5 protein-coding genes and 2 pseudogenes are annotated in these 7,837 nt (G+C 71.5%); 5 read left to right on the forward strand and 2 right to left on the reverse strand.

Going from position 1 to position 7,837, the window contains the following annotated elements; translation table 11 throughout:
- On the reverse strand, positions 1 to 1,632 hold a 1,632-nt coding region (locus tag BJP40_RS26795), incomplete at its 3' end, for an MFS transporter (protein ID WP_107416874.1).
- Positions 1,633 to 1,694: 62 nt separating this feature from the next.
- Here BJP40_RS26795 and BJP40_RS26800 point away from each other — a divergent pair.
- Positions 1,695 to 2,684 carry a YafY family protein gene (locus BJP40_RS26800; protein ID WP_071283002.1) on the forward strand — a complete coding sequence of 330 codons (990 nt, stop codon included), beginning with the start codon at positions 1,695 to 1,697 and terminating at the stop codon, positions 2,682 to 2,684.
- A 165-nt stretch (positions 2,685 to 2,849) separates the two neighbouring features.
- Here BJP40_RS26800 and BJP40_RS26805 read toward each other — a convergent pair whose 3' ends face one another.
- Positions 2,850 to 3,839, reverse strand: coding sequence for an RNA polymerase sigma factor RpoD/SigA (locus BJP40_RS26805; protein ID WP_071273401.1), 990 nt, complete (start codon positions 3,837 to 3,839; stop codon positions 2,850 to 2,852).
- A gap of 1,255 nt (positions 3,840 to 5,094) precedes the next feature.
- Here BJP40_RS26805 and BJP40_RS32370 point away from each other — a divergent pair.
- From BJP40_RS32370 to BJP40_RS32375, 4 genes and pseudogenes are all read left to right on the forward strand, one after another.
- On the forward strand, positions 5,095 to 5,544 hold the full coding sequence (locus BJP40_RS32370; RefSeq protein ID WP_079171502.1) for a DUF4145 domain-containing protein: 450 nt from the start codon (positions 5,095 to 5,097) through the stop codon (positions 5,542 to 5,544).
- 358 nt (positions 5,545 to 5,902) lie between these two features.
- The gene (locus tag BJP40_RS26815) at positions 5,903 to 6,724 is read left to right on the forward strand and encodes a helix-turn-helix transcriptional regulator (RefSeq protein WP_071283004.1); all 822 of its coding nucleotides are present in this window, start codon (positions 5,903 to 5,905) and stop codon (positions 6,722 to 6,724) included.
- A gap of 295 nt (positions 6,725 to 7,019) precedes the next feature.
- Positions 7,020 to 7,460: pseudogene (locus BJP40_RS26820) on the forward strand (zeta toxin family protein); the annotation flags it as partial.
- A gap of 123 nt (positions 7,461 to 7,583) precedes the next feature.
- Positions 7,584 to 7,837, forward strand: a pseudogene (locus BJP40_RS32375) (transposase); the annotation flags it as partial.

Genomic DNA, 7,837 nt, shown 5'->3' on the forward strand with positions numbered 1-7,837 from the left:
CTCCGCACCCGAGGCGCCGGCCGTCCCGCCGTTCCCGGCGCCGTCGGCGGCGGGCGCCGGGTCCTCCGCCGCCTCCGCCTCGGCGTGCAGCCGCGGCTTCGCGGGAAGCGCGCACATCAGGAGGAACACCACGCCGAGCACCGCGGCCACCCAGCCGAGTGCTCCCTCGAACGCCGCCACGACCGCCGGGCCGGCACCGGCGGGCACGAACACCACGGACACCAGGCCGAGCCCCAGCGCGTTGCCCATCTGCATCACGGAGTTGATGAGCCCGGACGCCGAACCGGCGTGCTCCCGCGGCACCTCCGACAGCACCGCGTCCGTCAGCGGTGCCACGATCAGGCCCATGCCCGCCCCCATCACGACGAGCGGCAGCGCCATCTGCCAGGACGTGATGGCCATGCCGTACCGGTCGGACTCCCACACGTACAGCCCGATGCCCGCCGTCATCGTCAGCGCGCCCGCCTGGAGGACCTTCCGCCCGAAGCGGGGCACCAGCTTCTGCACGGAGATCCCCGCCGCTACGGACACCGCTATCGAGAACGGCACCCCGGTCAGACCGGCCCGCAGCACGCTCCAGCCGAGGCCGATCTGCATGTACAGGGTCCAGACCAGGAAGTAGATGCCGAGGCTGACGCCGAAGACGAGCTGCACGGCGACACCCGCCGCGAAGCTCCTCACCCGGAACAGGGACAGCTCGACGAGCGGCGAACCGTCGCGGCGCGCCTTGCGCTTCTCGTAGGCGACGAAGCCCGCGAACACCGGCAGCGCGGCCGCCATCGCGACGAAGCACCACAGGGGCCAGTCCAGTTCGGCGCCCCGGGTCAGCGGGTACATCAGGAGCAGCATCGCGGACACCGCGACGACGACACCCGGCAGGTCGAGGCGGAGCGCCTTGGGCGCCCGGGACTCGGTGATGAACGCCCGGCCGAGGAGCAGCGCGGCGATGCCGACGGGCAGGTTGATGAGGAAGATCGGCCGCCAGCCGAGCCCGAACAGGTCCCACTGGGTCAGCAGCGCCCCGAGCAGCGGGCCGGACACCGCGCCGAGGCCGACGACCGCCCCGAAGAGCCCGAAGACCTTGCCCCGCTCGTGCGCCGGGAACGTCGCGTGCACGATGGACAGGACCTGCGGGACCATCAGCGCGGCGGTGGCGCCCTGCAGGATGCGGGAGGCCACCAGCATCTCCTGGGACGCGGCGAAACCGCAGAGCGCGGACGCGAGGGTGAACCCCGCGACACCGATGAGGAACAGGCGCTTGCGGCCGTGGATGTCGCCGAGGCGCCCGCCGGTGATGAGGCCCGCGGCGAAGGCGAGGGCGTATCCGGCGGTGATCCACTGGATGGCGCCGAAGCCCGCGTCCAGGTCCCGCTGGATCGCGGGGATGGCGATGTTGACGATCGTGACGTCCACCAGGTCCATGAACGCCGCGGTCATGACGATCGCCAGGGCGAACCAGCGCCGCCGGTCCGGTGCGGCGCCCGCGGCCTCCGGGCCGGCGGTTCCGCCGGAGTGCGGCTGCGGGGCCGGGTCGGAAGGGGGGCGCTGGTCCCGGTCCGTGGCGGACGCGGGGCGGTGGCCCGGGCGTTCGCCCGTGCGCGGGGAGGTCCGTGGAGAGGTCTCGGAGGTCATGCCGCAGACGCTAGGACGCCACTAGGACAGTTCGTGTCCTAGTGGTGCGTCATGGTGGAGGCATGACGGACACACCGGCACGTCTCCTGAGGCTCCTCTCCCTGCTCCAGACACCGCGCGAATGGCCCGGGCCCGAACTGGCCGAGCGGCTCGACGTCAGTCCCCGCACGATCCGGCGCGACATCGACCGGCTCCGCGAGCTCGGCTATCCCGTGGAGGCGTCCAAGGGAGCCGTCGGCGGGTACCGCCTGGTCGCCGGTGCGGCGATGCCGCCCCTCGTCCTGGACGACGACGAGGCCGTCGCCATCGCGGTGGGGCTGCGCGCGGGCGCCGGCCACGCGGTGGAGGGTGTGGAGGAGGCGTCCGTGCGGGCTCTCACCAAGCTGGAGCAGGTGCTTCCGTCCCGGCTGCGGCACCGGGTGTCGACGCTGCAGAGCGCGACACTGCCGCTGACGCGCGGTGACGGTGCGACGGTCGACGCAGGCGTCCTCACCGCGCTGGCGGGTGCGGTCACCGGGCAGGAACGGGTGCGTTTCGCCTACCGGGCGGGGGACGGAGCCGAGTCGCGGCGGCAGGTGGAGCCGTACCGGCTGGTGTCGACCGGGTACCGCTGGTACCTGGTGGCGTACGACCTGGGGCGGGAGGACTGGCGCACGTTCCGCGTCGACCGCGTCGGCGACCCGTTCCCGACCGGAGCCCGCTTCACGCCGCGGGAGCTGCCGACCGGTGACGCGGCGACGCTGCTGGAGCGGTCGCTGCGGCGGCGCCGGGAGGAGGTGGAGCTGGACGTCACCTTCGCGGCGCCGGCCGAGCAGGTGACGCGGCGCCTGCCGCCGCACCTGGCGCCGGTCGCGACCGGCGAGGGGACATGCCGGCTGACGGCCCGGGTGGCGGAGTCGGTGGAGTGGCTGGCGGTGCGGCTGGCCCTCACGGGCTGCGACTTCACGCTCCACGGGCCGGACGCGCTGGTGACGCACGTGGCGGAGCTGGGGGCGCGGCTGTCACGGGCGGGAGGACAGGGCGCCGGGCAGCCGGGGCCGCCGGGTGGGTGACGGCGGACATCCGGGGGCCGGTGGCCCGGCGACGGCGGTGCCCGGGCAGACCGCAGCGCCCTGCCGGGGGGCAGAGCGCTGCGGCTGGGCCACCGCCCCGCCCCAGGGGGGGGGATCCGGGCAGGGCGGTGGGTCTGGGGCCCGGCCCTGGCGGGCCGGGCGGGGTCAGGCCGCCGCGTCGAAGCCCGTGTCGCGGGCCAGGCGCTTCAGCTCCAACAGGGCGTGCTTCTCGATCTGGCGGATGCGCTCCCGGGTCAGGCCGTGCTGCTTGCCGACCTCGGTGAGGGTCCGCTCGCGGCCGTCCTCGATGCCGTACCGCATCCGGATGATGGAGGCGGTCCGGTGGTCGAGCCGGTCGATCAGGTCGTCCAGTTCCTCACTGCGCAGGAGGGTGAGCACCGACTGCTCGGGCGACACCGCCGAAGTGTCCTCCAGCAGGTCACCGAACTGGGTCTCTCCCGCGTCGTCCACCGACATGTTCAGCGACACCGGGTCGCGCGCCCAGTCCAGCACGTCGCCGACCCGCTCCGGCGTCGACCCCAGGTCGGCGGCGATCTCCGCGGGCTCCGGCTCGCGGCCGTGCTCGCGGTTGAACTCGCGCTGCACCCGCCGGATCCGGCCCAGCTCCTCCACCAGGTGGACGGGGAGCCGGATCGTGCGCGACTGGTCCGCGATGGACCGGGTGATGGCCTGGCGGATCCACCACGTCGCGTACGTGGAGAACTTGAATCCCTTGGTGTAGTCGAACTTCTCCACCGCGCGCACAAGGCCGGCGTTGCCCTCCTGGATCAGGTCCAGCAGGGGAAGGCCGCTGCGCGGGTAGCGCCGGGCGACCGCGACCACGAGCCGTAGGTTCGAGCGGATGAAGACGTCCTTGGCACGCTCCCCCTCGTCTGCCAGAAGCTCCAGCTCCTCGCGGGTCGCACCGCCCGCGGGCGCGTCGATCTCGCCGTCCAGAATCTGCCGGGCGTACACCCCGGCCTCGATGATCTGGGACAGCTCGACCTCCCTGGCGGCGTCGAGCAGCGGAGTCCGCGCGATCTCGTCGAGGTACATGCCGACCAGGTCGCGGTCGGCGATCTCCCCGCGAACGCTGTCTGCCCGCTGTGTCCCGGTGGTGGCGGACTGGTCACGGACGACGGCACGGGTTGCCATGCGAGCTCCCTTGGCTGAGTAGGTCGCGACACCCTGTCGGGTGCCCTGCATCCGTAGGAAACAACGACTGGAAACCGGACAGAATTCCCATGCAGCACATCCTTTTTTGTGATCATGCAGTACCCTGTCCGACCTCAGCCGCCGCCGAACGATGATCGATCGGTCGGACGCGCAGGTGGGAACGGCTGCAGCGGGCTCCGGACCCGGGTGCCTGCGCCCTTCCCGGCTGGCCGGATCGCCCTGGCGCCCCCTTGCGGCTCCCCACCGCCGGTCCGTCGCACCGGTCGCGCGGCACCCGGTGCGCCGACACGGGTCGTGCACACCCCGGCCGAACCGGCTGCCCCAGTTCCCCGGCTCCCCGGCTGTCAGGGTGCCTGCGGTGCCCTGGCTGCCCCGGTCAACGGCGGCGGGCCCCTCGGGCCTCGCCCCGCGACCCGTCATGCCGCGTGCCGAACCCGCCGACCCGGCCGACCGCGTGGCATGCCGCACCGGCCCGCACGAGGCCGCACGGGGCCGGTGCCGTCCGACAGGTGGTCCGTTCCTCCCGACTGCCCCTCCACAGCGCTGCTCCCACCCTTGGAGACGGCGGGGGCCGCCCTGGGGTTGCCCCGTGCCGGGAGCCGTCGCGGCGGATGCGGGGCGCGGCGGGGGCCGCGGGAGCGGGCGGCACGCGTGGGGCGGGGACCGCAGTCGGGGTGCAGGAGTCCGCGCTGCACGGGGGACCGCAGGAGGGAGTGCGGAGGTCTGAGGTGCAAGGGGCCGCCGGAGGGAGTGCGGGAGCCAGAGATGCAAGAAGCCGCCGGAGGGGATGCGGGAGCCAGAGATGCAAGAGGCCGCCGGAGGGGTGCGGCACTTGGGGCGCAGTGGGTTCTCAGGGGCGAGAGGGCCGCACGGGGGCGCGGGGGTGCCGTACGTAGGTCGCTCTCCCACCCGTTCGGGCGCGGCCGCCCTGCGACCAGCGCCCTAGGCCGTTTCCTACGGATCATCTCGTGCTCGGGAAGGCATGTGGTCTTCCTCTGGGATGACCGTGTAGCCGCGGGGTCCGTGCTCCGCGGGTGGATCGACTCTTGGAGGGTCAGATGAAGGACTCCCTGCTCGTTGCCCTAACAGCCGTCGCGGCGGAGCAGACGTTGCGTGGTTCAGGCCGCCGGCGCCGCCCACCCGTGTGTAGATGGGCCTCTCCGGGTCGTCCCAGGGATGCTCGCCGCGGCGCACGATGAGGATCCCGTTGTAGCCGTAGGTAGCGGCGCTGCTGATGCGCCCCAGGGCGCGGACGACGGTTTCGGTGATCTCAGCACGCGCTCCACCACCGACCTCCCCCAGCACCCCACCCGAAGCGGCGGGGGCCTTCCGGCTCGCCGGGGTCGGTTACCGGTCCGTGGTGGAAGAAATCTGCAAGGAGCGCGGAGCCGCGGGGAGGAACCTGTACGCGATGATCGGCGACTTGGCCCGGCTCCATGTGCCGCAGTCGGTGATCGATGCTTTCCACGAGGCCCGGTTGCTGGGCAACGACTCCGTCCACGATGGCCTGGGGTACGCGCCCGACGAGGTCGCCGACGTTGCTGGCCTGATCGAGGAAGCGGTACTGGTCTTGTACGTCCAGTCCGCTGAACGGCAGCGGATGGCGGTGGCCCGGCTGGCGCGGCGTACGGCACACAGGGCCCGGGCGGTGACTCCGTCACCTTCTACACCGACCGAGGGGTAGCAGGCGAAGGTCGATGATGGTGCACAGCCCGGGCGGGACTCCGCCCGCCCGGGCTCCCCCTGCCTGGCGGGCTTGTCACGAAGGCTGGCCGGGAGGAGCACGGAGGCGCACCGGAACCACAACTCCCAGCATTGTGTCGACACAACGACGGCATGCACGGGTAGGGGTGCCCTTCCGCCCGCGGCACGACGAGCAGGTTTCTCCCGGCCGCTGAGCTGGCCCTACTCTGCCTCCTTTCGCCCGGAGCACCAGAAACCAGAAACGGCGTTTCCGTTAAGCTCTGCGCTCGGACCAGCACCGGGGGATGCGGCCCGGCGTGCGGTCTCTCCGTCCCCGCGGCGCGTGAGGGGTGGAGGATGTGCTGACCGACAGGGCTGCTTCGAGCAGGGTGCCGCGGGAGCCGACCAGGAATGAGCATCCTGCCGTCGGTGTCATCGAGAGCGCCCGCCAGCGGTTGAAGCTCGGCAAGGGTGACCTGGCACAGCAGCTGGGCATCACCCCGCGGACACTGCTGAACTGGTACCGGGACCCGCTCCGGCTGGCGCCGGAAAGCGTCGAGCAGCTGGCGGATGTGCTCGCCATGAGCGACCCCACGCGCGCGGCGCTGTATGAGCTGACCGGCCATCGGCCGCCCGCGCAGTCGAACCCCCAGCTGCGCAGCTCGCCCGAGATGGCGGTCTACCAGCGGTATATAGACGCCGTGGCACATCCCTCCACGGTGATCGACCACATGGCGGACGTTGTACTCGCCAACGAGCCGTACCGTGCCCTGTTCCGGAACGTGCCGAGGCACAGGACGGCGATGCCTCTGCGGAACGGATTGCGGTACATCCTGTTCCACCCGCTGGCCTATCAGCAGTTAGGTCGAGCCTGGGCGCCGTTCAAGGACTACTGGCTTCTGCCGGCTATGGCGAACTTCTCCGCCCTGTTCCAGCAGCTTCCGAACGATCGGCAACTCGTGGCCATGCATGAGGAGCTGCTGTCCACGGAGCGAGTCCGGACGGCCTACCGGGAGCTGCCGGCGTGGATCGAAGAGCACGGCGATATCCACGTCAATTCCGACAAGCGGCCCTTCTGGCATCAAGCCAGCGGTCGACTAAGGCACGTATCGGTGCTCACCGAGGTGCACGAAGGTGCCCGAGCGCAGTTTCGCCACGTGACGTTCGTCTTCCACGACTGAGGCGTAGGGAGGAGACGGGTGAGGGCCAGACCAAGACACTGAGTCACCTCTCTCAAGAGGTGACTCGGTGCCGGGGTGAGCGGCCGGCCGTGGCCGTCTCGATCGGGCTTGACTGTCGGCGCGGTGCATGGAACAACGCCGGGTGGCGTCGTCGACGGCGCAGCGCTGACCATCAATCGCCACGAAGTGTGGCCGGAACACGGGGAGTGAGCCGATGGCCCCCGTAAGGCAGATGTGGCGGCGTCCTTCACCCGTTCTGGGCCACCGTCGAGACCGAACGGCGCGTAGCCAGGCCATGGCGGCCGCCCAGCGGCGGCATGCCGACCGGCAGCTCGTTCCGCTGACCGGTGACGAGCTGCGCGCCTTTCACCCTCGGTATCAAAAACTGCTCGACGGCCATCCGCTGCTCTTCCCCAACGTCACCGCCCAGGCCTCCGAAGCCTGGATGCGCATGAGCATCGAGCACGCTCGCGACCACGGATACAGCCTGATACTGGAGGGGGTGTTCCGGGATCCAGAGATGACCGTGGCGACCGCCCGCGAGTTCGCCGCCGCTCATCGAGTCGAGCTCGTCTGGCTGGGCGTGCGCGCCGAGCGCAGCCGCCTCGACAGCCTGCACCGCTACCTGGAGGCCGGGCGCTGGACGCCCCCCACCGCTCACGACAGCGCCTACAGGAGGATGCCACAGACGCTCGCGGCAGCCGAAAGGAGCCCGGACGTACAGCGGGTCACCCTCACCGACCGCACCAAGGTTCCGGCAGGGAGCCGCCCTGCCGTTCCCAACGCTGAGCAGGCTTCCCACCTGCGCCGCCACGGCTCTAGGGAGTGTCTTTCCGATCATCGGATCGTTGGTCTGGTCGTGAGGGTAGCCGAGTTGTCTGATGCTCGTGGGCGGTGATCGCGCCGTTGTCGCCGCCGGTGGGCCGGGCCCGTGGACGGTGGCGTGATCACCGTCAGGTGCTGGAAGGCATCGTGTTCAAGTTCCGCACCGGTGTGTCCTGGCGGGACCTGCCCGAGCGGTTCGGTCCGTGGCAGACCGTCCAAGGACGCTTCGCCCGCTGGGCTGACGACGGAACCTTCGACCGTCTCCTGGCCGGCCCTCGGACGTTCGGC

It is taken from the genome of Streptomyces sp. CC53, from assembly GCF_001865245.1.
Lineage (GTDB): Bacteria > Actinomycetota > Actinomycetes > Streptomycetales > Streptomycetaceae > Streptomyces.

Bases quoted from the DNA above. Each gene is read 5' to 3' on its own strand.
- BJP40_RS26800 (WP_071283002.1), top strand. From the start codon at position 1,695: ATGACGGACACACCGGCACGTCTCCTGAGGCTCCTCTCCCTGCTCCAG.
- BJP40_RS26805 (WP_071273401.1), bottom strand. From the start codon at position 3,839: ATGGCAACCCGTGCCGTCGTCCGTGACCAGTCCGCCACCACCGGGACA.
- BJP40_RS32370 (WP_079171502.1), top strand. From the start codon at position 5,095: ATGCGCCCCAGGGCGCGGACGACGGTTTCGGTGATCTCAGCACGCGCT.